General features: G+C 62.9%; 19 protein-coding genes. 4 read left to right on the forward strand and 15 right to left on the reverse strand.

Annotated elements, in window-relative coordinates; translation table 11 throughout:
• The 7 genes from BLT42_RS03270 to BLT42_RS15345 all read right to left on the reverse strand — a co-directional run bounded on the left by BLT42_RS03270 (position 1) and on the right by BLT42_RS15345 (position 7,141).
• Positions 1–1,524 carry a CpaF family protein gene (locus BLT42_RS03270; RefSeq protein WP_091766705.1) on the reverse strand — a complete coding sequence of 508 codons (1,524 nt, stop codon included), beginning with the start codon at positions 1,522–1,524 and terminating at the stop codon, positions 1–3.
• A gap of 6 nt (positions 1,525–1,530) precedes the next feature.
• On the reverse strand, positions 1,531–3,081 hold the full coding sequence (locus BLT42_RS03275) for an AAA family ATPase (RefSeq protein ID WP_176780230.1): 1,551 nt from the start codon (positions 3,079–3,081) through the stop codon (positions 1,531–1,533).
• A 22-nt stretch (positions 3,082–3,103) separates the two neighbouring features.
• Entirely contained in the window at positions 3,104–3,745 is a 642-nt protein-coding gene (locus BLT42_RS03280) for a CpaD family pilus assembly protein (RefSeq protein ID WP_091766708.1), read from the reverse strand.
• 44 nt (positions 3,746–3,789) lie between these two features.
• Positions 3,790–5,364 (reverse strand): type II and III secretion system protein family protein, encoded by a 1,575-nt coding sequence (locus tag BLT42_RS03285; RefSeq protein WP_091766711.1) that lies wholly within the window; start codon positions 5,362–5,364, stop codon positions 3,790–3,792.
• A gap of 11 nt (positions 5,365–5,375) precedes the next feature.
• On the reverse strand, positions 5,376–6,209 hold the full coding sequence (gene cpaB / locus BLT42_RS03290) for a Flp pilus assembly protein CpaB (RefSeq protein ID WP_091766714.1): 834 nt from the start codon (positions 6,207–6,209) through the stop codon (positions 5,376–5,378).
• A 116-nt stretch (positions 6,210–6,325) separates the two neighbouring features.
• On the reverse strand, positions 6,326–6,823 hold the full coding sequence (locus tag BLT42_RS03295) for an A24 family peptidase (protein WP_091766717.1): 498 nt from the start codon (positions 6,821–6,823) through the stop codon (positions 6,326–6,328).
• Positions 6,824–6,982: 159 nt separating this feature from the next.
• A complete protein-coding gene (locus BLT42_RS15345) occupies positions 6,983–7,141 on the reverse strand; it encodes a Flp family type IVb pilin (protein ID WP_091766720.1) in 159 nt (52 codons plus the stop codon).
• Positions 7,142–7,438: 297 nt separating this feature from the next.
• Between BLT42_RS15345 and BLT42_RS03305 the strand changes: the two genes are divergently transcribed.
• From BLT42_RS03305 to BLT42_RS03315, 3 genes are read left to right on the forward strand one after another with little or no spacing between them, the layout of a single operon-like run.
• Positions 7,439–7,867, forward strand: a complete 429-nt coding sequence (locus tag BLT42_RS03305) for a pilus assembly protein N-terminal domain-containing protein (protein WP_233342286.1) — start codon at positions 7,439–7,441, stop codon at positions 7,865–7,867.
• 40 nt (positions 7,868–7,907) lie between these two features.
• Positions 7,908–8,465 (forward strand): TadE/TadG family type IV pilus assembly protein, encoded by a 558-nt coding sequence (locus tag BLT42_RS03310; RefSeq protein WP_091766726.1) that lies wholly within the window; start codon positions 7,908–7,910, stop codon positions 8,463–8,465.
• A complete protein-coding gene (locus tag BLT42_RS03315) occupies positions 8,458–8,997 on the forward strand; it encodes a TadE/TadG family type IV pilus assembly protein (protein ID WP_091766729.1) in 540 nt (179 codons plus the stop codon). The genes BLT42_RS03310 and BLT42_RS03315 overlap by 8 nt, the downstream gene beginning before the upstream one ends.
• Here the strand turns inward: BLT42_RS03315 and BLT42_RS03320 are convergent.
• The 4 genes from BLT42_RS03320 to BLT42_RS03335 all read right to left on the reverse strand — a co-directional run bounded on the left by BLT42_RS03320 (position 8,994) and on the right by BLT42_RS03335 (position 13,404).
• Entirely contained in the window at positions 8,994–9,791 is a 798-nt protein-coding gene (locus BLT42_RS03320) for an aminotransferase class IV (protein ID WP_091766732.1), read from the reverse strand. The genes BLT42_RS03315 and BLT42_RS03320 overlap by 4 nt on opposite strands.
• Positions 9,788–11,110, reverse strand: coding sequence for an aminodeoxychorismate synthase component I (gene pabB, locus BLT42_RS03325; RefSeq protein WP_091766735.1), 1,323 nt, complete (start codon positions 11,108–11,110; stop codon positions 9,788–9,790). Before pabB ends, BLT42_RS03320 begins: the two co-directional genes overlap by 4 nt.
• Positions 11,107–11,877 carry a tyrosine-protein phosphatase gene (locus BLT42_RS03330; RefSeq protein WP_091766738.1) on the reverse strand — a complete coding sequence of 257 codons (771 nt, stop codon included), beginning with the start codon at positions 11,875–11,877 and terminating at the stop codon, positions 11,107–11,109. Before BLT42_RS03330 ends, pabB begins: the two co-directional genes overlap by 4 nt.
• Positions 11,878–11,940: 63 nt before the next feature.
• Complete coding sequence (locus BLT42_RS03335; RefSeq protein ID WP_233342287.1) at positions 11,941–13,404, reverse strand: AMP nucleosidase; 1,464 nt, start codon at positions 13,402–13,404, stop codon at positions 11,941–11,943.
• 155 nt (positions 13,405–13,559) lie between these two features.
• Here BLT42_RS03335 and BLT42_RS03340 point away from each other — a divergent pair, with 155 nt between their 5' ends.
• Positions 13,560–16,136 (forward strand): bifunctional aspartate kinase/diaminopimelate decarboxylase, encoded by a 2,577-nt coding sequence (locus tag BLT42_RS03340; RefSeq protein WP_091766740.1) that lies wholly within the window; start codon positions 13,560–13,562, stop codon positions 16,134–16,136.
• A gap of 115 nt (positions 16,137–16,251) precedes the next feature.
• Here the strand turns inward: BLT42_RS03340 and BLT42_RS03345 are convergent, their stop codons facing one another.
• The 4 genes from BLT42_RS03345 to putA all read right to left on the reverse strand — a co-directional run bounded on the left by BLT42_RS03345 (position 16,252) and on the right by putA (position 23,800).
• A complete protein-coding gene (locus tag BLT42_RS03345) occupies positions 16,252–17,283 on the reverse strand; it encodes a ribonucleotide-diphosphate reductase subunit beta (RefSeq protein ID WP_091766743.1) in 1,032 nt (343 codons plus the stop codon).
• Positions 17,284–17,407: 124 nt separating this feature from the next.
• On the reverse strand, positions 17,408–18,226 hold the full coding sequence (locus BLT42_RS03350) for a lipid A-modifier LpxR family protein (RefSeq protein ID WP_091766746.1): 819 nt from the start codon (positions 18,224–18,226) through the stop codon (positions 17,408–17,410).
• A 229-nt stretch (positions 18,227–18,455) separates the two neighbouring features.
• On the reverse strand, positions 18,456–20,351 hold the full coding sequence (locus tag BLT42_RS03355; protein ID WP_091766923.1) for a ribonucleoside-diphosphate reductase subunit alpha: 1,896 nt from the start codon (positions 20,349–20,351) through the stop codon (positions 18,456–18,458).
• 305 nt (positions 20,352–20,656) lie between these two features.
• Positions 20,657–23,800 carry a bifunctional proline dehydrogenase/L-glutamate gamma-semialdehyde dehydrogenase PutA gene (putA, locus tag BLT42_RS03360; RefSeq protein WP_091766749.1) on the reverse strand — a complete coding sequence of 1,048 codons (3,144 nt, stop codon included), beginning with the start codon at positions 23,798–23,800 and terminating at the stop codon, positions 20,657–20,659.
• Positions 23,801–24,200: the final 400 nt, after the last annotated feature.

Here is a 24,200-nt window from a genome sequence, read left to right on the forward strand (position 1 = left end):
TCAGGCCTCCGATGCGTCGAGGGCAGCGGCCAGTTCGCGATCGAGACCGAAATAGCGGGCGCGATCCCAGAATTTCGGACGGGCGATACCGGTCGAGACATGACGACCGGTGATACCGCCATCATCATCCTCGCCCTGGATTTCATAGAGGAAGAGGTCCTGGGTGACGATGACATCGCCTTCCATGCCGATCACTTCGGTAATGTGCGTGATCTTGCGCGAGCCGTCGCGCAGGCGCGCCGCCTGGACGATGACATCGATCGAGCCGACGATCATTTCGCGGATCGTACGGGTCGGCAGGTTATAGCCGCCCATGGTGATCATGGATTCGATCCGCGCCATGGCTTCGCGCGGTGAGTTGGCGTGCAGCGTGCCCATCGAGCCGTCATGGCCGGTATTCATCGCCTGCAGCAGATCGAAGCTTTCAGGCCCGCGGACCTCGCCGACGATGATGCGTTCAGGGCGCATACGCAGACAGTTCTTGACCAGATCGCGCATGGTGACCTCGCCGCTGCCTTCCAGATTGGGCGGGCGGGTCTCGAGACGCACGACGTGCGGCTGCTGAAGCTGCAGCTCGGCGGCGTCTTCACAGGTCACAACGCGCTCATCGAGTTCGATGAAACCGGTCATACAATTGAGCAGCGTCGTCTTGCCGGAACCGGTACCGCCGGAGATCAGCACGTTACAGCGGCTGGCGCCGATGACCGCGAGCACCTTGGCGCCTTCCGGTGTGATCGAGCCGTAATTGACCAGATCCGGCATGGTCAGCTTGTCTTTTTTGAACTTCCGGATGGTGAGCGTCGGACCATCGAGCGCCAATGGCGGCGCGATGACGTTGACGCGGGAACCATCAGCCAGACGCGCATCACAGATCGGCGAGCTCTCATCGACGCGGCGGCCGACCTGGCTGACGATGCGCTGACAGATATTCATCAGCTGGGCGTTGTCGCGGAAGCGAATATTGGTCTTTTCGACCTTGCCGTTGACTTCGATGAACACCGCATCGGCGCCATTGACCATGATGTCGGAAATATCGTCGCGCGCCAGCAGGGGCTCGAGCGGCCCATAGCCGAGGACGTCATTACAGATGTCCTGGAGCAGTTGTTCCTGCTCGGCGATCGACATCGCAACATTCTTGATCGAGATAATCTCGGTGACGATATCGCGGATCTCTTCCGCGGCCGTTTCCTGGTCCAGGCGCGACAACTGGCCCAGATCGATCGTATCGATCAGGGCGTTGAAGATCGTCGTCTTGATCGCGTAATATTCTTCAGACCGTCCACCAACCGGATCGGCCGCGGCACGCGCTGTGCGCGGCACGGCTTTGGCGGCCGGCTTATTGGCTGGCTTGGCAGCCGGTTGCGGCGCCAGTTTTGCGGCCAGCTTGCTGCCCGAATTCGCTGTTGTGTCGGCTGCCGGACGTGTCGCGGAGCTGGCAACAGGCGCAGCACGGGCCTCGGCCCGTTTCGGGGCCGGTGCCGCCGCCGGCGTCGGTTTTGGACCTCCAGCCCGTTTTCCGAACATGACCGGTTAGCCTCCGAACAGTTTCGAAACGATGGAGCGCTTGCGCATCGGCCCTGCGGTGCGACCCGTCACAAGCCCGGCGAGATGAGCGAACCCGTCGGCCGCTTTTGATTTGGGATCAAGCTCATGGATCATCTGACCATTATTGGCAGCCTTGCCGAATAATTGCGGCTCGAAGGGCAGGACAAGGGCGGGCGGTGTACCCAGCGCATCGGCAAAATCCTTGACCGGGATTTCCGGGCGCTTCGGCATGCCGGCCATATTGATGACGACCTTGGGCAGCTCATCATTGGGGCGTGCGCCAGCGATCAGGTCAAACAGGTTTTTGGCATTGCGTAACGAGGCGAGGTCCGGCGTCACGGTGACGACAACCTGGTCTGACGAAAGCAGGGTGTCGCGGACCCAGGGCAGCCACAGATGCGGCAGGTCGAGCGCGACGAAAGGGGCCTGGCGGCGCACCTTGTCGAGGACCATTTCATATTCATTCGGGCTGAATTCCCAGTCCCGGTCCAGCGTGGCCGGGGCCGAGAACAGGCTCAGGCGCTCGGTACATCGCACCAGAAGCCGGTCGAGCAGCGCATCGTCCAGCCGGTCCGGTTCATTGAGCGCATCGCCCAGGGTCTGGGCCGGGTCCTGGTTGAAGTCGAGGCCGGCCGTGCCGAAGGACAGGTCGAGATCGACCAGAACGGCATCGGTCTGAAGACCTTCCGACAGGGACCAGGCACAATTATGCGCGATGGTCGAAGAACCGACACCACCCTTGGCACCGATGAACGCGATGGTCTTGCCCGCGAAGGGCTGTTCAGGATCGAGAAACAGGTCCGAAATTGAGCGGATCAGGTGCAGCGGCGTCATCGGCGGCACGAGATATTCACTCACGCCGCGCTTCATCAGCTCGCGGTAGAGCGCAATATCATTGGCGGCACCGATGATGATGACCTTGGTGTCCGGGTCGCAGACGCTGGCGAGCTCCTCGAGCTGTTCGAACAGGCCCTGGCCCCGCATGCCCGATTCGACAATCAGCAGATTGGGCGTGGTCGCATCATGATAGCGTTCGATGGCCGCGGGCAGTCCGCCCAGCTCAACCGCGATATGCGCCTTGGCGAGGCGGCGATCGCCCGCAGCGTTATGGACCAGCGCCCCGGTTTCGGGACGCTCGCAGAAGGCCGCAATCGAGATGCGCGGGACGGGCTGATCGGCAATCTCGCGATCGATCTCACCAAACAGGGCTTCACCGGCGGGCATCGCGGCCTGGCTGGCCATGAACTCGTCCTGCAGCTCAGCAAATTCGGTGTCGAGCGAGCGTTCTGGTTGAGGTGCCGGCGCCGGGGCTTCCGAGTGGTAAGTGTCGAGAAATTCATCGGCTTCGGGCGCCGAGCCGGCACCGAAGCGCCGGCTGCCCCGGTCGGCGTCCACCGGGGCGGTTTGCGGGGCTGCTTGCGCAGCCGCCGGAGCGGCCTCACCCAGCATCAGCCGCTCGATATCCGATGCGTCGAGAAAGGGGTCATCCCCGTCCAGAATCACGTCCCTGTTCAGGGCATGTTTTGCGTCAGCCATGATCGCTCCTTCCGCCCCTCAACTAGTTTCCGACATTGCTAACGGCGCCACTCTCGTGCTCGCTACGTTCGCTCGTCGTTGATTGTCCGGCCCGGTAATGGTCGAGAATCGTCTGTCTGCGCCCGGCATCCGATGCATCCATATTGCGCGGCGCGATGAGATCACGCGGATCGCTGATCATGGCCGCCAGATTGGTCGCAAGGGCGCAACCGAAACGGGCCGAATGGCGATTATCGAGACCGGGACGCTGATTTTCCCAACCCTGCGGACAATCAGGGGCGGTCGCGCGATAGCGCGTGAAGCTGAAGATCACCGCCGCATTGCCCTGCTGGCTGGCGTCATAGGCGCCGCCTGTAATCTGACGCCAGTTGAGGCCCTGCTCGTAGAGAAAAGTGCGCGAGGCAGCGATCGCACCGATTGCGGCATCTTCATTGGCTGCACCCTGGGGATAGCTGATCACCAGCGGACCATGGCCCCGAACCTTGTACTCGGTGGCGATGGCCCGGAGCATGTCTTCCTGGGCCCAGCTCAGGCCATTATCGCGCGGGTCAACGGGCATGTCGGCGCGGAAGGTCTCGGCGACAGCGCTCGGCTGCGGCAGGTCAAGACCAACTGGCGGCGTCGTCGAGCAGGCGGCCAGCACCATCGACCCCAGAAGGGCCATGAAGAGGCATTTTGCGCTGGATTTCGACACGATCGGATACTCCACTAATCGAACAGGAAGCCAACGGGACCATTCCAGCGCCGCTCGCCGGTATCGGCGCCAGGGACAGAATAGATCCGGTTGAGGCGGCCAAAGAGCATGGCGTCCATCTCATTGGCATTTTCATAACCGTCCGCCGGCGTCGCCAGGGCGGCCGGATTGGTCGGATCGACCAGGTAAGGGGTGACCAGGATAACCAGTTCGGTTTCCTGATTGAGGAAGTCACGCGAACGGAAGAGCGAACCCAGGATCGGCACATTGCCAATGCCCGGGACCTGATCGAGATTCTGGCGGGTCTCCTCGCGGATCAGACCGGCCAGGACCAGGCTTCCGCCCGATGGCAGCTCGACCGTGGTCTCGGTGCGATTCACCGTCAGTCCCGGGATCGTCATACCGGGGATCACGATCTGATTACCGGCGCCATCCGTGCTGACAGACTGGTTCAGGACCAGGGAGCCGTCGGATGACAGCTCGGACACCTCGGTCGAGATCCGCATGCTGATGCGCCCCTCGGACAAGACGACGGGCGTGAAGCCCAGGCCGACGCCGAAAGGTTTGTACTCGATGATGACATTGCCGTCGCGATCGCGGCCGGTCGGAACCGGGAATTCACCGCCGGCAAGGAAATTCGCCGACTCGCCGGTGATGGCTGTGAGGTTCGGCTCGGCCAGAGTGCGCACGAGTCCGACGCGTTCGAGCGCGTTCAGGGTCGCACCAATCGAGCTCTGCAGGACGCCATCGACCAGATTATTCAACGTGCCGCCCATGACCAGCCCGCCCAGGGCCCGGCCGGCGACTCCATAGCCATTATCAGTACCGACCGTGGTCTGGCTGGCATAGGAACCTTCATTGATCGTATCGAAGACATTATTGCCGTTCGAATCGACGACAGGAATGTCGATCCCGTTGATATTCTGGTAGCGCTGCACGCGTACAGGCGGCGCGAACTCACCGAAATTCGTCGTTCCGTTCAGATTGACGCCCAATTGACGCACGATGGAGCGCTGCATTTCGACAATGCGCACTTTCAGCATCACCTGGTCGCGCCCCTCGACCGTGATCATCGACAGGATCTGTTCAGGAGTATCGACCCAGCGCTGGGCAATGCTCAGGGCGGTATCGGCATCGACCGCGCTCGGCACCGAGCCCGACAGGACGATATGATCATTCATGGCTTCCGCGGTGACACGGGCATTGGGCAGGAAGCGGTTCAACGATTCCTGCAGCGGGCCCAGATCGCGCTCGACGCGCAGGTCGAGATCCAGAATGAGCTGGCCGTCAGCATCGAAGAAAAAGGCATTGGTCTGCCCGACCGAAATACCCAGCAGATAGGCCCGGCGCGGCGTCCGGATCACGGCCTGCACAACTTCGGGATTGGTCACGAGAATATCGACCGCATCGACGGGCAGATTGATAACGGCCGCCTTGCTCAGGGGCAGAAGCAGACTCTCGGAAACCGGGCCATTGCCCGGTTCGCGGATATAGACCTGCATCGTGTTGCCGCGCTCGCTGCCGGGCGCCTGCGCCAGGCTGGGCGCTGTCATCGCGAGGGCGGCGAACAGGAATAGTGAGCGGATCATCACCTCAGACCTCAATTATCGCCGGCCAGGACAACGGTCTGTGAATGTCCGTAACGGATCAGGGTCACACTCCTTTGCCTGGAATTGTCGGAATCAGCGTCGCGGCCCGTGGCAGCGCCCTCGCCGCCATTGAGCAGGACCGGTCCACCCTCATTGTCGAGCAGGCTGCGCAGGACGAGCGCAATCTCGCCACGCGCGACCGCCAGCGACACGGCACGGGCCTGGTCAGGGGTCAGTTCGAGGGTCGCCGTTTCACCGACAACATTTTCCTCACCCTCACCATAGGTCTGGTCAATCGCCAGCACGCGGGCGTTCTCAACGATGGTGCGAGCGACATAGGCCCGCGTAGTCCCGCGTTGACTCGCGACATCTTCCTCAAAGGATACGATCACATCAACGCGGTCATTGGGCAGGATGAAGCCACCCGCGCCGCGTTCGGCAGAAATCGGAACCGCAACCGCCCGCATCCCGGGCGACAGTACGGCGGCCATGAAGCCGGCATCGCCGGGCTGCACCAGACGGCGGCCGGTAATGGGTTCACCCTCACCGATCGGGGCGCGAACCACCGAACCGGCAAAATCTTCAATACCCGCGCCGCGATTTTCCGCGATATAGCCTGGGCTCATCGCCTCATCGGGCCAGGATTGCCAGTAAAAGTCCGCTGCGCCGACTCGTTCGCCGATCGCAAGATCGCGCCGCGCAGCCAAAATCCGGATTGCCGGGCGCTCTTCGACCACGACCGCTTGCGGCACTTCAGGGCGCGACATCGCCTGTCTGACAAAGAATGCCACGGCGATCGCAGCGAAGGCTGCGGCAACAAGAATGGCAATACGGACCGCGTTCATTGGACGCTTCAAACCTCTCAGGCGCACGAATATATCCGTGATGAGACGTCCAATTCCTCAAAGCCCCGTTAATTCTATCCCGACATTGCCGCATTTCCTGCGTATTTTCTGGCGCTTCAAAACTGAAATGCGAAGACCGTGGCGGGCAAACTCCACAGCGCGCCGCCCGCAATCGCGATGCCATAGGGCACGGGAGCAGCCGGTGCGAGGGCGCTTCCCGCCAGCTTTTCCGGGGAAATACCGGCCATCGGCAGCGCCTTGCGCGCAATGATCAGAACCAGCACCAGCACGCCACCGAGCAGCACGGTATGGATCAGGAACACGGCGAGGCCTGGCCAGCCGAACCAGAGCGCTGTCGCTGCAAATAATTTGGCATCACCGCCGCCGACCCAGCCGGGCGCAAACAGAGCCATGCCCAGAACCAGCGCCAGCATTCCGGCCAGGAGGTGGTTGCCTGCATCAGCCCAGCCGAAACCGGCCAGCACCGCGGCGACAGGGAAGAGCACGGCAATGGCGATTGTCAGCCAGTTGGGAATGATGAAGCGGGTTGCGTCGGTGAAGGCACCGTACAGGAGCAGGGCCACAAGGCCCAGGCTGGCGATTTGAACAAGCATGGATTCATTCCCCGGTCTGCAGATCGGGGCAGATTAGCGCCAGAGCATTAATGGCAGGTTGGCGAAAACCACGATCTGCACTGTACAGAGGTCATCAAACAAAACAAAGGCCGCTCCTTTCGGAGCGGCCCTGCTTTAACCCGATATTGCGGGTGCGGTTTAGATCGCGGCGGTGATCGCAGCGAAATTACCGGAAAGCTCGGTGCCGAGCGCAGTGACAGCGCCGATGATGACGACAGCGATCAGAGCGGCGATGAGGCCGTACTCAATTGCAGTTGCACCAGATTCGTCTTTGAAAAAGCGAGAAATCATTTTCATTTTTTTTACTCCCGTAAAGGTCCACACCACCAGGAGACGATCCGTCCCGACCCCTCCTGAACGCTGACCAATAGACACGAGAAGAATTTCCATCCAGTAAATAATCGTGATTAACAAAATCTATATATCAGCAAGTGATCGCTATAGTAAACAAAACCACAATATTGGACGCTTGATTTCCATTCGAACAATTGCATCCGCGTTTAGAAAAGATTCAGACGCGCGCGAGATGATGGCTCATACACGGATCACCCGTGTCCACGGAGCGCCTCCATGATCTGCCGATTTGCATCCATCATGACCCTCGCCCTCGTATGCAGCGCGCCGGCGCTCGCCGAGGATCTGACGATCGCTGTCGAGCATGCACAAGTCGTGCGCCTGCCCGGCGAAGCCTCGGCCATCATTGTCGGCAATCCTTCCATCGCTGATGCGCTCGTTCATGACGGCCGTACCCTGATCCTGACCGGACGGCTGCAGGGCCGGACCAATGTCATCGCGATGGATCGTATCGGCCGGGTGATCTACTCGCGCGAAATCGCGGTCACCAATCCGATCGAAAACCAGGTGGCCCTGTATCGAGGGGCCGAACGCTCCACCTTCTCCTGCGCGGATACCTGCGATGAAGTGCCTCGTGTCGGCGATGACTCCGCACGTGCGGGAATACTGACCGAGCAGCAGTCGAGCCGCCTGGCCATCGTGGAAACGGCGGTCAGCGACCCGTCCTGACGGCAGAGACCCGATACCATCATTCTGTGGAGTCACGATCATGAGCCGCCTGACGTCAAAGACTTCCGGCCAGCCACTGCTGCGACTGTTTCGCCGTGCCCGGCGCGACCGCTCCGGGGCGACGGCCGTCGAGTTTGCGCTGGTGGCCGCGCCTTTCTTTTTCCTGCTCTTCGCGATGATCGAGATCGCCGCGGTTTTCTTCACCAGCACAGTGCTTGAAAACGCTGTACTTGAAACCGCCCGCGAGATCCGCACCGGCCAGGCCCAGGCTGCCGGCATGACGCGTGAGGGCTTCCAGGATGAAGTCTGCGCCCGTATCGAAGTTGTTGGCGATTGCGACCGCCTGGAATTTGACGTCCGCGTCTTCCAGGGCTTCAACACGGTCGATCAAAGCAGCCCGGTCAATCCGGACGGCACGCTCGACAATGCCAGCTTCGGCTGGGATCCGGGCGAGGCCGGCGACATCGTCCTCGTTCGCGTCTTCTACCGCTGGTCATTGCTGACGCCGAATTTCGGCGGCGCATTGTCGAATATGGGTGGCAATCAGCGGCTGTTGTCAGCGGCCAGCGTGTTCCGAAACGAGCCCTTTGATGATTAATGCCCTCAAACAAGCCCTGAAACGGGTCTGCGGCGATCGCCGCGGCGCATCAGCCGTTGAATTCGCGCTGATCGCCCCTTTCATGATCCTGCTCTATCTCGGTGCGGTCGAGATCAGCCTCGCCCTGTCCATTGATCGCAAGATCACCAGTGCGGCCAGCGCCCTCGCCGACCTGGTGGCGCAGGATGATGTCATCACAGACGGCGAAATGGCCGACATCATGAATGCCGGCGGGGTCATCATCGCCCCCTTCAATACCGCTCCGCTCCAGGTGCGCATTACAAGCGTTCTGATGAATGGTTCCGACGACGTGCGCGTGCAGTGGAGTGATGCCGTCGGCATGACGGCCTATGCGGCTGGCGGCAGCGCGCCAGTGCCTGCGGGCGTCCTGCAACGCAACCGGTCCGTCATCATGGTCGAAGTCAAATACCGCTACGACACCATGTTCAGCGAGCTCGGCGTCAGCCAGTTCGATATCAGCGAAGTCTTCTATCTGCGCCCGCGCCAGTCGATTGTTGTCGCCCGCAGCTAGTCCAGCACAGCCCTGACGGCCTCGGGCACTGCTTGCCCGGCTCCGGCGGGCTTGCCGTCAATCCGGCTGACCGCCACCGCCCCCATCAGCGCATTGGTCACAAAGACACAATCGGCCGCGTCCAGGCTGTCCGGGCCGAACTCGCCCTGCTCGACATCCAGTGCGGCGATAATCGCCGCCCGCGCCGTACCGGGCAAAACCGCACACGCCAGCGCCGGGGTGAAGAGACGGCCATCGCGGTGCCAGAACAGATTGGCGCAGTCAGCACCGGAGAGCCGGCCCTGCGTGTCGAGCAAAAGCGCCATATCGGCACCGGCGCGCCGCGCCTCACGCCGGGCCATCACATTATCGATGTAGCTCAACGTCTTATGCCGTGCCGCGAAACTGTTGCCGGCGCGCTGCGCGCCAGTGCTGGCGAGGCTGAGGGCTGCGGGTGGCGGCGCCAGGGGGGCAGCGCTGATCAGGCAGGACGGCTCGTCCGCTCCCGTCCGGGCCAGACCGCGCTCGCCGCAGCCGGCGGTCAGTGTCAAACGGATCGCGGCATCCGTCAGGCCCGCGCGCGCGACCAGTTCAGCGATGAGCGGCTCCAGCGAGATCCGGTCCAGTGGGCAGGTCAGATCCAGCGCCCGGCAACTGGTGCGTAATCTTTGCTCATGGGCATCAAGCCGGCGCACGCGTCCGTCGCTATAGCGCAGCGTCTCAAACAGGCCGTCGCCGAGCAGAAGGCCGCGATCAGCCACATCGAGGCCGGCCAGATCACCCTCGAGCCATTCACCATTCAGCCAGATCGTCATGCCGGCCCCTCCACCGCCCGGCGCAGGGCCGATGCCTTGGTCAGGGTCTCCTCATACTCCGCCTGGGGATCGGAATCGGCGATGATGCCACCGCCGGAGCGTATGCTGGCGTGCCAGACATTGCCGTCCCGCCGTATCGCCGCTGTACGGATCATCACATTGAGATCCATGTCGCCGTCCTGGGAAATCCAGCCAAGGGCCCCGCAATAGGGTCCGCGCGATTCGCCCTCCAGCTCGGCAATGATCTGCATCGCGCGCACCTTCGGCGCGCCGGTGATGGAGCCGGGCGGGAAGCTGGCGGCGACCAGGTCGAACGCATCGAGGCCGACGTCCAGCTCGCCCTCAATGACGGAGACCAGATGATGCACATTGGCATAGGTTTCCACGTCGCAGAGCACCGGCACGCGGACAGATCCGGGCGCGCAGACTCGCGAGAGATCATTGCGCATCAGATCGACGATCATCAGGTTTTCGGCCCGGTCCTTGGCGCTGGCGGCCAGTTCACGCGCCAGCGCAGCGTCTTCGAGCGCATCGCCTGAGCGCTTGCGCGTACCCTTGATCGGACGCGCCTCGACATGACCGCTGCGCACGGACACGAAGCGCTCGGGTGAATTGGTCAGGATCACATGGTCGGCATCAAGCCGGAAATAGGCGGCATGGGGGGCCGGGCTGGCGCGGCACAGGCGTTCGAACACCGCATAGGGATCATCGCCCGGGCTCAGCTCGGCTTCGAAGGCCTGTGAAAGATTGACCTGGAAGACATCGCCGGCATGCACATAATCGCGCGCGCGGCCGGCTGCGGCGAGATAGTGCTCGGGCGACCAGCGCGGCGACCAGCCGGCCGCAGATACTGCGGCCCCTGGAACGGGCGCCTCTCCCGATGTCAGCACATCGGCAAAATCATGCATCGATTCCAGATCACGCCCGCGCACGGCAAATGTGCCGGCCGTCTGATCGAATTCGGCCCAGACCGGGTAGCGCGCGAAGGCAAGCGCCGGCCAGCGGGCCGGATAGGCCGGCAGGGTTTCAAAGACAGATGCCAGGTCATAGCCGAACAGACCGGCCAGCATGCCCTCGGTACCGGGCTTGCGGAATTCAGCCTGCAGCGCCTCGAAACCGGCGCGCGTGCCATCGCCGAAAACCCGCGAGGGCCTGGCGAAAATACGCGCCCGGCCACTGCGTCCATCATGCAGCAACAGCGCCCTGTCCTCGCCGGCCAGCGGGGCAAAGGCGGCAATCGGATCGCGCCAGGGCCGGATGATCTCGAGCAGGGGCCGGGCTGCGGCCCCGAGGACTGCCTGTCCGGCGAGCGGGCTCATCGCTCCAGCCAGCGCTCCCGCAGCGCCGCACGCTCTTCATCGGTAATGCCGAGCACATCGCGCAGATACCGGTCGCGGTCACCGATTGTGGTCAGCGCGGTGTGAAGCAGGTCGGCCTCGACACCGAGGAAGGCGCGCATCACCTCCTCCGGCATGACTTTACCATAATTCTCCTGCAGGCGCTGGCGCACCATCGGCACCAGACTGTCGAAATCGACCGCCGTATTGGTCAGCAGATAGTCCTCGATGATCTCGTCCTGGCTGACCCCGAGCTCACCGAGCACCAGGGCACAGAATATCCCGGTGCGATCCTTGCCGGCGGCGCAATGGACCAGAAAGCCGCCATCGGCCTCGCCCGAGGCCAGCGCCTTGAAACCCTCGCGGAATACGGACTGATTGCCCTTCTCCTGCGGAATGCGGCGATAGGCGCTTTGCATATAGCCGCGCACGGCTTCGAGCGAATGATCGCCGGTGCGCAGGAATTTCAGATGGGGCGGCTCGCCATCATTATCGGCATCGGACGAGATCACGCGCAGGACATGATCGGTCGGCCAGGCAGACGGCTCGGCCTCACGTTCGCGCGGGCGGCGCAGATCGGCGATCACGGTGATGCCCAGCAAACGGACCAGCTCGCGATCGGCCTCGCTCGAACGTGAGAAATGGCCCGACCGGTACAGGCCGGGACGCACGCGCGCGCCATCCAGGGTCTGATAGCCATGAAAATGGCGAAAATTGTGAACGCCGTCGAGGGGAGTGATCCGGGTCATGCCTTGGAGTTAGGCAATCCCGGTCGGCGCGGCAAGCCTGTGCGTCGACTATCTTTGCACCCGTTAGCGGAAAGGCGGCTCGTCGAAACTGCGCAGCTTGCGTGAATGCAGCGCCGCGCCGCGATCACGCTTGAGAATCTCGACGGTCTCAATACCGGCAGCCAGGTGTTCGGACACCGAGCGCTGATAGAAGAGATTGGCCGCGCCGGGCAGTTTGAGCTCGCCATGCAAGGGCTTGTCGGAGACGCAGAGCAAGGTGCCATAGGGCACGCGCAGACGCAGGCCATTGGCGGCAATCGTCGCCGATTCCATGTCGACGGCGATGGCGCGCGATTGATTGATGCGCCGTGCCTGGGCGGCATAGCGCAATTCCCAGTTCCGGTCGGCAAAGGTGGCGACGGTTCCGGTGCGCAGGCGCGCCTTGAGGGCTTCGCCCTTGTCGCCGCTGACCTGGGCGACAGCGCTTTCCAGCGCGATCTGGATCTCGGCAATCGGCGGCACCGGCACCTCGATCGGCAGATCCTCGTCAAGCACGCCGTCATAGCGCAGATAGGCGTGAGCGAGCACATAATCGCCAAGCCGCTGGGAATGACGCAGGCCGCCGCAATGGCCGATCATCAGCCAGCACTGCGGGCGCAGCACGGCGAGATGGTCGGTGATGGTCTTGGCGTTGGACGGACCGACACCGATATTGACCAGGGTAATGCCGCGTCCACCCGGGGCCTTGAGATGATAGGCGGGCATCTGGAAGCGGCGCCAGGGCGCACCCTCGACCAGGGCATGGGCATTGGGCGTGTCGGCATTGACCTCGACAAAGCCGGCGGCCGAGAAAGAATCATAGTGATTGTCTTCCTTCAGCTGGCGGATCGCCCAGCCGGTGAAGGCATCGACATAGCGGTGATAATTGGTGAAGAGGATAAATTGCTGCGTATCCTCATACGGCGTGCCGGTATAATGGCGCAGGCGCTGCAGCGAATAGTCGACGCGCGGCGCGGCAAACAGGCTGAGCGGCCGCACCATGCCGGGCACGGAGGGGCTTAGCCCGTTGGGCAGATCATCATTGACCTTGCTCAGATCGGCATAGGGGAAATGATTGACCAGCTCGGCCGGGCTGGCGGCATCCATATCGAGATCATCGGCACCGTCGAGCACGTAGGAGAAGGGCATTTCCACCTGGGAAAGCCCGGTCTCGATCGTGACCTCATACTCGCTGTCGAGCAGGGTCAATTGTTCGATCAGATAATCGCGGAACAGCTCGGGATGGGTGATCGTATTGGCGTAGACCCCAGTATCAGTGAACTTCCCGAAAGCCCGGCTGACCGGCGGCGGCGGTCCGTCCGGCAAATAGGTCACCCGTAATTCCGGATAGGCGAAAGCGCCCTGGGCACGGGATTCCGGGCTGGGTGGAGGACCGCCATCGAGGAAGGCTTTGAGGGCGGTCTGAAGCCGCTCAACGGAGGCCTGGTACAGCACAACAAGCTGATCAACGGCGTCGGAAGGCGTCTTGGCGATCTGAAAAGGCATCATCGCCAGTCTCTTGCACGAATTGCCGCAGGGGTAAACGCGAAACTCCCAGGGCGGGGCAGTGGCGCAGAAAAGCAGGCCGATCGCGAACTATCCATTGGCCCCGAGACGTCAAGCCTGTAAGGAGCCGGGCACCCTCAACCGGGTTGGAGATCACCATGGATAACGCGCAAGACTGGATCGTTCTGAAATTCGGCGGCACCAGCGTCAAATCGCTGGCCGACTGGCGCGTGATTTCCAAACGCATCGAGACCCTGCGCAAGGACGGCAAGCGCGTCTTCGTGGTCCATAGTGCGCTGGCCGGCATTTCCAACCAGCTCGAAGCGCTGATCACGGCTGCCATGGCGGGCCAGGGCGAGGCGGAGCTTGCCGCGATCAGGGCGCAGCATGTCGCGCTCGCTTCAGAGCTGGAGCTCGATGGCGAAACCGTACTGGCGCCCTTCCTTGCCGAGCTGACACAGCTGCGCGCCGGGCTGGCGCTGACCGGGGATGCCTCGCCGCGCTCTCGCGCCCGCATCATGGCCCAGGGTGAATTGATGGCCACCCGCCTCAGCGCCGCCTGGCTCAACCAGACCGGCCTGGCCTGCCAATGGCTCGACGCGCGCGATCTGCTGACCAGCCGCAGCGGTGGTCCGGTCAGCGGTTATCTCAGCGCCGATTGCGAGCACGGGCCCGATGCCGGACTGCATCAACGCCTCGATCGCGGTGGATACGACGTTGCCCTCACCCAGGGCTTCATTGCCCGCCGCCGCGATGGCGATACCGCCCTGCTCGGCCGCGGCGGTTCGGACACCTCGGCCGCCTATTTCGCCGCCAAGCTCGGGGCGCAGCGGCTGGAGATATGGACCGATGTCCCCGGCTTCTTCTCCGCTGACCCACGCCTGACCGGCGCAGCGCGCCAGATCAAGGCGCTCAGCTATGACGAAGCCCAGGAGATCGCCTCCATGGGCGGCTCCGTGCTGCACCCGCGCGCCATCGCGCCGGTGCGTCAGGCCGGAATCGAGATGCAGGTCTTGTGCACCCACCGCGCAGAGCTCAGCGGCACGCGGATCAGCGCCAGCCCATCGGAAGACGCGCCGCGTCTGAAGGCCGTGTCGGTCAAGTTCGGCGTCCGCCTGATCACACTCGACAGCGACGGCATGTGGCACGCGTCCGGCTTCCTCGCCAGCGCGTTCGAGCCCTTCGCCCGCCATGGCGTCTCGATCGATCTGGTCTCGACCTCGCAAACCTCTGTCACTGTTTCGCTGGACGCGGATCCATCCCTCACCCCGGCCGTGCTGGCCGCGCTGCAGGACGAACTTTCCACCATTGCCCGCGTCGAAATGATCGAGAATTGTGCCGCTGTCTCCATGGTCGGACGCGGTGTACGCGCCCTGCTCTCCCAGCTGGGGCCGGCGATGGAGGCCTTCGCCCATTATCCCGTGCGCCTGATCAGCCAGGCCGCGAATGATCTCAACCTGACCGTCGTCGTCGATGAGGACCAGGGCAAGCCGCTCTGCCGCCGGCTGCACGACCAGCTGATCCAACCCAAGCCGCTCGACCCAACTTTCGGTCCGAGCTGGCGCGAGATCGGTCAGAGCGATGCGCTCATAGATGCCGCCGGACCAGCCGCCTGGTGGCGCACGAAGCGCGACGCCCTGCTGGCACTGTGCCCGCAGGACGCCCCGCTCTATGTCTATGACCTGGAGACGGTCAGGGCCCGGGCCGAAGCGGTCGCCACCCTGCCGCACCTGGACCGCGGCTGGTATGCGATGAAGGCCAACGGGCATCCCGACGTGATCCGCACGGCGGTCGCGGCCGGGCTCGGCATCGAATGCGTCTCGATCGGCGAGGTTCATGCGGCGATGGCGGCCGTGCCGGGCCTGCCGGTAGACCGCATCCTGTTCACGCCGAATTTCGCGCCGCGCAGCGAATATGCCGAGGCGATCGAGCTCGGCATTCACCTCACCCTCGACGGGCTGCACCCGCTGCGCCACTGGCCGGAGATTTTCGCCGGTTCGGAGATCACGCTGCGGATCAATCCCCAGCGCCCGGAAGGCCATCACAAGCATGTGCGCACCGCCGGGCCTGACGCGAAGTTCGGCCTGCATGCCGACGAGCTGCCCGAGGGCATCGAACTGGCCGCCAGGGCCGGCGCGAAGATCATCGGCCTGCACGTCCACTCCGGCAGCGGCATCAGCGATCCCGATCACTGGCGCCGGGTCGGCGTCTTCCTGGCGGAAACGGCGCGGGCCCTGCCTGATGTCCGCATTCTCGACCTCGGCGGCGGCCTTGGTGTCGACGAAGCCTCTGGCGCGCGCCGCATCGATATGGAAGCCCTGGGTGCGGTGCTGACCGATCTGCACACGGCCTTCCCGCAATACAGTTTCTGGCTCGAGCCGGGCCGCTTCATCATCGCCGAAGCCGGCGTGCTGCTGGCCCGCGTCACCCAGCTGAAACAGACCCCGGATGCGCGCTTTGTCGGCATCAATGCCGGCATGAACAGCCTGATCCGCCCGGCCCTCTACGGCGCAAGGCATGAGATTTTCAACCTCACCCATCTCGACGACGCCCCGGCCTACGTCGCCGATATCGTCGGCCCGATCTGCGAAACCGCGGACCGCATGGGCGCCCAGCGCCTGCTGCCGGAGACCTGGGAAGGTGACGTCTTCCTCATCGCGAATGGCGGCGCTTACGGGCGGGTGATGGCCTCGAGCTATAATATGCGCGAGCCGGCCGGCGAGGCGGTGATCTAGGGGGCGGGACATGCTCCGGCCGCATGGCCGGTGCGTGTCCCGTTTTGCGTAGTGGATACTCGCCCACGAAATGGGGACACGCACCCGCTGAAGCGGGACCATGTCCCCGAGACGTTTACTCCGCCGGCTCGACCTTTTTCGCCTTGCCCTGGTCGAACATTGACCAGACGCCGTCATCGCCGTGCCAGTCGCCCTTGGTGGCGCCCTTGGAATATTCCGTGGCGCGGGCTTCGAAGAAATTGGCGTGTTCGACGCCGTTGAGAATCTCCGACAGCCAGGGCAGCGGGTGTTTCTCGATATTGTAGATCTTGGGCAGGCCGAGCTGTTGCAGGCGCCAGTCGGCGATGTAGCGGATATAGGTCTTGATATCGGCCGGGGTCATGCCTTCGACCTCGCCCATTTCGAAGGCGAGCTCGATGAATTTGTCTTCCAGTGCCACGACGGTGCGGCAGCAATCGACGATATCATCCTTGACCGCCTGGCTCAGCGCGCCGGTCTCTTCGGCGAAGGCGTGGAAGAGCTTGATCATGCCTTCGCAATGCAGGCTCTCATCGCGAATCGACCAGGTGACGATCTGGCCCATGCCCTTCATCTTGTTGAGGCGCGGAAAATTCATCAGCATGGCGAAGGACGCGAACAGTTGCAGGCCTTCGGTGAAGGCGCCGAACATCGCGACCGTGCGCAATATGTCTTCATTGCTGTCGACACCGAATTTCTGCATGAAATCGTGTTTGTCCGACATCGCCTTGTAATCCATGAAGGCGGAGAATTCGCTGTCGGGCATGCCGATCGTCTCGAGCAGAAGCGCATAGGCGGCAATATGGATCGTCTCCATATTGGAGAAGGCCGACAGCATCATCTTCACCTCGACGGGTTTGAAGACGCGCGCATAGCGCTCCATGTAATTATCGTTCACCTCAATGTCGGACTGGGTGAAAAAGCGGAAGATCTGGGTCAGCAGATTGCGCTCATTGTCATTGAGCTTGGTCGCCCAGTCCTTGCAGTCTTCACCGAGCGGAACCTCTTCCGGCATCCAGTGAACCTGTTGCTGCTTCTTCCAGAAATCATGCGCCCACGGATAACGAAACGGCTTGTAGGCGTGGCTCAGGGTCATCAGACCCGGAATGTCAGCGGATTTCTCGGTCATAGCGGCTCACCTCAGGCAAATGGGAATCGGTTTCGACCCGACACACAACATATTGCGTCTGTGGTTAGCAAAACGTCTACAGCTAGATGCGGGTTGGACTCAGTTTGCCGGGGGAAAACTGAGTCTACCAGCGCCAATTCACGGTCACGGCACCAAAATTATCGCTCTCGCGAAATTTGTCGACACCGACCACATAGCGATAATTGCGCTGCACATAGGCCAGTGAGAGATCGACTTCACCGACCCGCATGGCGACACCAGCCTGGGCGTCGCCGATCACCTCGCGTGAGGTCATGTAGACGGCGCGATTGAAGTCCATGCCCTGGGCCGGATCATACATCAGCGCCCGCCGGTCGGCGCCCGCGAACACATACCAGCTGGGATAATCATCGGCGAGATAGCGTCCGATGCGGACCTCGGCACCGGCACCGGCGGCCGAGCCATCGGGTCCGAGACTGACGGCTGCGCGCGGGGTCAGCGAGACATCGAGCTGTTCGCCCTCGCCGCGCGACACGAAGGGCCGTTCGTAATTCACCGCAACAATGGTCTGGTGGTCGGCCGGGTCGACAATGACCGGGGAATGCTCGCCGCGGCCCGGCCGGGTAATCCCGAAATTCGCATCGCGCGCGGCATCATCAAGCACCGCGACCTGGATCGTCCCGGCCGCGCCCATATCAAATTGCGCCGCCGGCTGGACTGTCATCGCCGCAAAGGCATCGCGGTCGGCCTGGCCGGAATTGAGCGCCAGCGCCGTCAGCGCGACGCGGGCTGCCGGAGCCGAGAGTGGGCGGACCGAGGTTTCAGCCGCAAACTGTCCCTGGATCATCTGATTGGCGGAGGCCCATTCAGACCGGGCCTGACCGGGCGCTGTCAGCACATAGCTGGCACCGGAGAACGCGATTATGCCCGCGCAGAGCAATTGTGATGTCCGTCCCAGTCGCATCGCACTCTCCCCAGAAGCGATACAAGCAAAATCCAGGTGCCAACGCACCCGGATTCACCCTTAACGAGAATATCGTTAACGGGTTTCGCGGCCCTTCGTCCACCCAAATGCGGATGAGGGGGTCAGTTTTCTGACGAGACTGGCCAATTACTCCGCCCCGGACGCGACGTGAAAACGCCGGCACTCCGAGGGGAAGCACCGGCGTTTTCGATACCCTGCGGCCAGCAAATTATTGGCAGGCGAGGCATTCCTCGTAATCGGTCGGGGCTGCGGCCGCGAGCGATTCCTCGATATCGGACTTGTTCTGCGAACCGGCATAGGCGGTGCGCTGGACCGATTTGGAGCGGCAATAATACAGCGATTTCACGCCGCGCTCCCAGGCCGTCCAATGCAGCATGTGCAGATCCCACTTATTGATATCGCCCGGCAGGAAGACATTGAGCGATTGCGACTGGCACACGAAAGGCGTGCGGTCGGCGGCATGCTCGATCACCCAGCGCTGGTCGATTTCAAACGCGGTACGGAACAGCGCCTTCTCGTGCTCGTCGAGCGCGTCGAGATGCTGGACCGAGCCTTCATGCTCGAGAATCGAGGACCAGGTCTCGGGCTCGTTGAGGCCCTTCTCGTCGAGCAGGGCTTCGAGTTGCGGATTCTTGACCGTGGTCGAACCCGACAGCGTCTTGTGGGTGTAGACATTGGCCGGGATTGGCTCGATGCCGGCAGAGACACCGCCGCAAATGATCGAGATCGAAGCGGTCGGCGCGATCGCCAGCTTGTGCGAGAAGCGCGCCTTGACGCCATTCTCTTCGGCATCGCGGCAGGCCCCGCGCTCCTCGGCCAGAACCACCGAGGCGGCATCGGCATGGGTGCGGATATGCTTGAACATCTTCATGTTCCAGCTTTTCGCCATCGCCGATTCAAACGGGGCATTCATCTGCTGCAGGAAGGTGTGGAAGCCCATCAGGCCGAGACCGACCGAACGCTCGCAGATCGCCGAATATACAGCGCGGTCCATTTCCGGTGGCGCGCGATCGATGAAGTCCTGCAGCACATTGTCGAGGAAGCGGAAAATATCCTCGATGAAGGTCGGATCATCCTTCCATTCGAGATATTTGGTCGCGTTCAACGAGGACAGGCAGCACACAGCAGTGCGATCATTGCCATGATGATCGAAACCGGTCGGCAGCATGATTTCCGAACACAGATTCGACTGGCGCACCTTGAGGCCCAGCTTGCGCTGGTGAGCCGGCAGGTTGTTGTTCACCGTGTCAGAGAAAATGATGTAGGGCTCGCCGGTCTGCAGGCGCAGCTCCATCACTTTTTGCCACAGCTTGCGCGCATTGACGGTCTTGACGACCTCTTTGCTTTTTGGCGAAAGCAGTTCGAACTCGAGATCATCGCGCACGGCCTCCATGAAGGCATCGGTGATGTTGAGGCCGTGATGGAGATTCAGTGACTTGCGATTGAAATCGCCGGACGCCTTGCGGATTTCGAGAAATTCCTCGATTTCCGGATGGTGGATGTCGAGATAGACGGCGGCTGAACCGCGGCGCAGCGACCCTTGCGAGATCGCCAGGGTCAGGCTGTCCATCACGCGGATGAAGGGAATGATGCCGGAGGTCTGGCCATTGACGCCGATTTTCTCGCCGATCGAACGGACATCGCCCCAATAGGTTCCGATGCCGCCGCCATTGGAAGCGAGCCAGACATTTTCCGTCCAGGTGCCGACAATATCGTCGAGGCTGTCGCCGACCGAATTGAGGAAGCAGGAGATCGGCAGGCCGCGCTCGGCGCCGCCATTCGACAGGACCGGCGTGGCCGGCATGAACCAGAGATTCGAGATATAGTCATACAGGCGCTGGGCGTGCTCGGCATCGTCGGCATAGGCCGTGGCGACGCGGGCAAACATGTCCTGATAGCTCTCATCGGGGAGCAGATAGCGATCTTCCAGGGTGCGCTTGCCGAACTCGGTCAGCAGGGCATCGCGGCTGCGATCGATACGGATCGATTCCACCACGCGCAAATGCGTCGCCGCGTTCGATTTCGGCTGTCCACGGCGGGGCGCACGGACGATATCCGCGCCGCTGTCTAACTTGCGGCTGGTGGCCGAATCCGGTGGCGTCATGGTGGTCATGCTCCTCAACTCCGAGACAATTCTTCCCTGCGGTGCGCGGATGTCGATTCGCGTACCCGGCAGACCCGAATGGTCGGAAAAACCTGTATAGTGTGCCGCTGTCTCCAGCCGACCCAATATATAGTGGATCAACCTTGGCCTCGTGGTCAACGGGGCATACCGGTCGAAAGCGGTTTTTTTAGTTAATGACCGGTTAACCACGAAGGCAAGCCGGCATACCCGGTTAATCTATCAGACAGCCCTGCAGGCAGGCCTCAAATCCGTTTGAGGCCTGCCTGCAAAAGCCGGAAACCGGCTCAGGAAAGATTGAGCAATTCGGGGTCGCCGCCCTGGGCCGCGATATTGACCGTGACGCATCGCTCGCCCGCAAAACGGTGCAGATAATGCGGTCCGCCCGCCTTTGGACCCGTGCCCGACAAGCCCTCTCCGCCGAAGGGCTGAACCCCGACAACGGCGCCGGTCATGGACCGATTGACATAGACATTGCCCGCCGGCACCGCCGCCTGGATTTCCCTGTGGAAAGACTCCAGCCGCGAGTGAATACCGAGGGTCAGACCATAGCCCTTCGACGCCAGGGCGGCGGCGATATCGTGCAACTGGTTCCGCTTGTATCGGATGACGTGCAGAATCGGGCCGAACACTTCGCGCTCGAGCAGATCCACCGAGGGCAATTCCACCAGGGCTGGTCCGAAATAACAGCCGGTCTCGCCCCATATGCCGGAATCGAGATGGCGGATCACCGTGCCCTGGGCTTCCATTCTTTCCATATGGCGCAGCAGGATCTCGCGCGCCTCACCATCAATCACCGGCCCGATATCGGTTGCCGGATCAGCGGGATCACCGATCGCCAGCTCATCCATCGCGCCAGCCAGCGCCTTGATGGTCGCGTCGGCATTGTCTTCGGGCACCAGAAGAATGCGCAGCGCCGAACAGCGCTGACCGGCCGAGCCGAAGGCGGACAATGTCGCATCATCGACCACTTGCTCGCGCAGGGCCGTGGTGTCCACGAACATGGCGTTCAGCCCGCCGGTCTCGGCGATCAGCGGCCCGATGGCGCAGTCACGCGCCGCCAGGGATCGATTGATCATGCGTGCGACATCGGTCGAACCGGTAAAGGCGACACCCGCCGTGCGCGGGTCATTGGTCAGCGATGCGCCGACGCTCTCGCCGCGTCCGGGCAGGATGTGCAGGACATCGACCGGCAGGCCGGCCTCGAAGAAGAGCCGCGCCGCTTCATGGGCAATCAGCGGCGTTTGCTCCGCCGGTTTGGCGATCACCGCATTGCCCGCCGCCAGGGCGGCCGCGAGCTGGCCGGTGAAGATCGCCAGTGGGAAATTCCACGGACTGATACAGACGAAGACGCCGCGTCCCTTCAGGCCGAGATGATTGGTCTCGCCGGCCGGTCCGGGCAGCCGCACCGGCGCGTCGAATTCGCGCTCCGCCTGGGCGGCATAGTAACGGCAGAAGTCAGCCGCCTCGCGCAATTCGGCAACGCCATCGGCCAGGGTCTTGCCGGCTTCGCGCGCCATCAGCGCCAGAAAGCGATCACCATCGGCCTCCAGCGCATCGGCCATCTGGCGCAATATGGCGCCGCGAACCTTGCCGCCGCGCGCATCCCAGATCCGCTGCGCCGCCACGGCCAGCTCGAAGGCCGCGTCAATATCCTCGGTCGTCGCTTCCAGCACCGTCCCGACAATGCGCGAACGGTCGACCGGACTGGTGACCGGCAATTCCTGGCCGGCCCGCGCGGCACCGCCGAGACGGGCAATCCCGCCGATCAGCGGCGCGGAAATGATCGGTCCGGCTGCGTCGAGCGCTTCGACCGCCCGGGCGATTCGCGTGCGCACAGCGCTCTGCGACAGATCGATCCCGGCCGAATTGGCGCGCTCCTCGCCATAGAGTTCCATCGGGGTCGCGATGGACGGGTGGCGCGCTGACGGCGTGCGGGAGCCAAACGGTCCGCTGGCAACATCCTCCGCCGGCACGTCCGGATCCAGGAAGGAGTGGACGAAGGAGGTATTGGCGCCGTTTTCCAGCAGGCGCCGCACAAGATAGGGCAAGAGATCTTCATGGCTGCCAACCGGCGCATAGACCCGGACCGCGCTCTCGCCATAGGCCTCATCAGCGGCCAGGTAGAGCGCTTCGCCCATGCCGTGCAGGCGCTGGAACTCATAGCTCTCGACCCCGGCCTGTTCGGCCAGCTCGCGCACGGCACACAGGGAGTGGGCATTATGGGTCGCGAACTGACCATAGATCGCATCCGGCGCCGCCAGCATGGCGCGGGCACAGCCGAGGAAGTTGAGATCGGTCGCCGGCTTGGTGGTCCAGACCGGAAAGTCCGGCCAGCCCATCTGGTGGGCCAGCTTGATCTCGGTATCCCAATAGGCGCCCTTGACCAGACGCACGAGCAAGCGGCGTCCGGTGGCCCGGCCGAGCGCGATCACCCGTTCGATCACCTGCGGTGCGCGCTTCTGGTAGGCCTGGACCGCAAGACCGAGCCCGCCCCAGCCGTCCAGCTCCGGTTCGCGGGCCAGCCGGTCAAATAATTGCAGGCTGAGGACGAGCCGGTCGCTCTCCTCGGCATCAAAGCAGAGGCTGATATCCTGGGCTTTGGCGGCGCGTGCCTGTTCGAGCAGGAGCGGGTAGACCTCGGCCATGACCCGCTCGCGCTGCACGGCATGAAAGCGCGGATGCAGGGCGGAAATCTTCACCGATACGCCATGCACCTGTTCGATCGGTCCCTTGCCCCGGGCCGCGCCAACCACGGCAATCGCGTCGAGATAGCGCTGTTGGTAACGCGCCGCATCGGCAGCCGAACGGGCGCCTTCGCCCAGCATGTCGAAGGAGCATAATGTGCTGCCGGCCTTGCGGCCGCGCTTGATGGCTTCCTTGATGGTGCGGCCGAGCACAAATTGCTCGCCCATAATCCGCATGGCCTGCATCACGGCGGCGCGAATGACCGGCTCACCAAGCTTTTGTGTCATCTTGCGCAGATAGAGCGAGGGATTTTTGCGCGCTTCCGGATCGATCTCGATCAACCCGCCGGTCATCATCAGCCCCAGGGTCGAGGCATTGACGAGCCAGCTCTCCGACTTGCCGGCGTGGCCAACCCAGTCGCCACCGGAGATCTTCTCGGCAATCAGCCGGTCCGCCGTCGCAGCATCGGGCACGCGCAGCAGCGCTTCGGCCAGGCACATCAGGGCCAGGCCCTCACGGTTGGACAGGCCAAATTCCTGCAGGAAGGATTCCATCAGCCCGCGATTGCGGCTGGAACTGCGGGCACGTTGAACCAGCTTGACCGCGGCCGTCTGGATGCGCGCCTGGGCGTCAGCATTCAACCCCGTGCGCTCAGCGAGATGGATGACTGATTCGTCCTCATCGGCGAATTTCACCGTATCGAGGCTGTCCCAGTTAATGCTGTCGCGAGGCTGTGTATTCAAGGCGTGCCCTCCATTGCCGACGGGCCCGCATGGCCTGCCAGGGAATGGTCCGGAGAATGATCCGGGCTTTCCGGCGCGGCAAGCCCAGTCCTCTGTTTCACCGCCGAAACCTGCGCGCGCGGGGATGGCCGCCAAAGCGCGCGCCGGCCTGCGGGGATAAAAGCTTGCAGCGCGCCGCCTGATTCGGCCGCGAAGAGATTGAAATTTCCGCTGCAGACCAGCGCGGAGACGGAATCTTCGCCTTGACCGGCACTGCTTTTCGAGCCCTTTTCCCCGGACGCCCGGTTCGCGATGCGTGGTGACTGACCCACCGCGGCGGGCCAACCGCTATCGCCGCTTCATCGCCCGCAAATGCCCGCTATGCTGGGCGAGAGACAGGACGAGCCTGCCAGTGCCTGGC

Source organism: Maricaulis salignorans, from assembly GCF_900103475.1.
In the GTDB taxonomy this organism is placed as follows: domain Bacteria; phylum Pseudomonadota; class Alphaproteobacteria; order Caulobacterales; family Maricaulaceae; genus Maricaulis; species Maricaulis salignorans.

Excerpts from the sequence above, each read along its gene's own strand:
- BLT42_RS03270 (WP_091766705.1), bottom strand. The coding sequence starts at position 1,524 with ATGTTCGGAAAACGGGCTGGAGGTCCAAAACCGACGCCGGCGGCGGCA.
- BLT42_RS03275 (WP_176780230.1), bottom strand. The coding sequence starts at position 3,081 with ATGGCTGACGCAAAACATGCCCTGAACAGGGACGTGATTCTGGACGGG.
- BLT42_RS03280 (WP_091766708.1), bottom strand. The coding sequence starts at position 3,745 with ATGGCCCTTCTGGGGTCGATGGTGCTGGCCGCCTGCTCGACGACGCCG.
- BLT42_RS03285 (WP_091766711.1), bottom strand. The coding sequence starts at position 5,364 with ATGATCCGCTCACTATTCCTGTTCGCCGCCCTCGCGATGACAGCGCCC.
- cpaB (WP_091766714.1), bottom strand. The coding sequence starts at position 6,209 with ATGAACGCGGTCCGTATTGCCATTCTTGTTGCCGCAGCCTTCGCTGCG.
- BLT42_RS03295 (WP_091766717.1), bottom strand. The coding sequence starts at position 6,823 with ATGCTTGTTCAAATCGCCAGCCTGGGCCTTGTGGCCCTGCTCCTGTAC.
- BLT42_RS15345 (WP_091766720.1), bottom strand. The coding sequence starts at position 7,141 with ATGAAAATGATTTCTCGCTTTTTCAAAGACGAATCTGGTGCAACTGCA.
- BLT42_RS03305 (WP_233342286.1), top strand. The coding sequence starts at position 7,439 with ATGACCCTCGCCCTCGTATGCAGCGCGCCGGCGCTCGCCGAGGATCTG.
- BLT42_RS03310 (WP_091766726.1), top strand. The coding sequence starts at position 7,908 with ATGAGCCGCCTGACGTCAAAGACTTCCGGCCAGCCACTGCTGCGACTG.
- BLT42_RS03315 (WP_091766729.1), top strand. The coding sequence starts at position 8,458 with ATGATTAATGCCCTCAAACAAGCCCTGAAACGGGTCTGCGGCGATCGC.
- BLT42_RS03320 (WP_091766732.1), bottom strand. The coding sequence starts at position 9,791 with ATGACGATCTGGCTGAATGGTGAATGGCTCGAGGGTGATCTGGCCGGC.
- pabB (WP_091766735.1), bottom strand. The coding sequence starts at position 11,110 with ATGAGCCCGCTCGCCGGACAGGCAGTCCTCGGGGCCGCAGCCCGGCCC.
- BLT42_RS03330 (WP_091766738.1), bottom strand. The coding sequence starts at position 11,877 with ATGACCCGGATCACTCCCCTCGACGGCGTTCACAATTTTCGCCATTTT.
- BLT42_RS03335 (WP_233342287.1), bottom strand. The coding sequence starts at position 13,404 with ATGATGCCTTTTCAGATCGCCAAGACGCCTTCCGACGCCGTTGATCAG.
- BLT42_RS03340 (WP_091766740.1), top strand. The coding sequence starts at position 13,560 with ATGGATAACGCGCAAGACTGGATCGTTCTGAAATTCGGCGGCACCAGC.
- BLT42_RS03345 (WP_091766743.1), bottom strand. The coding sequence starts at position 17,283 with ATGACCGAGAAATCCGCTGACATTCCGGGTCTGATGACCCTGAGCCAC.
- BLT42_RS03350 (WP_091766746.1), bottom strand. The coding sequence starts at position 18,226 with ATGCGACTGGGACGGACATCACAATTGCTCTGCGCGGGCATAATCGCG.
- BLT42_RS03355 (WP_091766923.1), bottom strand. The coding sequence starts at position 20,351 with ATGACGCCACCGGATTCGGCCACCAGCCGCAAGTTAGACAGCGGCGCG.